At 53.5% G+C, this 611-nt stretch carries 1 protein-coding gene; it reads left to right on the top strand.

What is annotated here, in order from left to right; all coding sequences use genetic code 11:
- Positions 1 to 64: 64 nt before the first annotated feature.
- On the top strand, positions 65 to 611 hold a 547-nt coding region (locus ACT3IC_RS23515; protein WP_001067847.1), incomplete at its 3' end, for an IS6-like element IS26 family transposase.

Raw genomic sequence — 611 nt, 5'->3', positions numbered from 1 at the left:
CGGCACTGTTGCAAATAGTCGGTGGTGATAAACTTATCATCCCCTTTTGCTGATGGAGCTGCACATGAACCCATTCAAAGGCCGGCATTTTCAGCGTGACATCATTCTGTGGGCCGTACGCTGGTACTGCAAATACGGCATCAGTTACCGTGAGCTGCAGGAGATGCTGGCTGAACGCGGAGTGAATGTCGATCACTCCACGATTTACCGCTGGGTTCAGCGTTATGCGCCTGAAATGGAAAAACGGCTGCGCTGGTACTGGCGTAACCCTTCCGATCTTTGCCCGTGGCACATGGATGAAACCTACGTGAAGGTCAATGGCCGCTGGGCGTATCTGTACCGGGCCGTCGACAGCCGGGGCCGCACTGTCGATTTTTATCTCTCCTCCCGTCGTAACAGCAAAGCTGCATACCGGTTTCTGGGTAAAATCCTCAACAACGTGAAGAAGTGGCAGATCCCGCGATTCATCAACACGGATAAAGCGCCCGCCTATGGTCGCGCGCTTGCTCTGCTCAAACGCGAAGGCCGGTGCCCGTCTGACGTTGAACACCGACAGATTAAGTACCGGAACAACGTGATTGAATGCGATCATGGCAAACTGAAACGGATAA

Source organism: Leclercia sp. GHBNCSD (genome assembly GCF_055805075.1).
The sequence above is the reverse complement of the archived record's forward strand: the minus strand, read 5'-3'. Positions and strand labels throughout refer to the sequence as shown.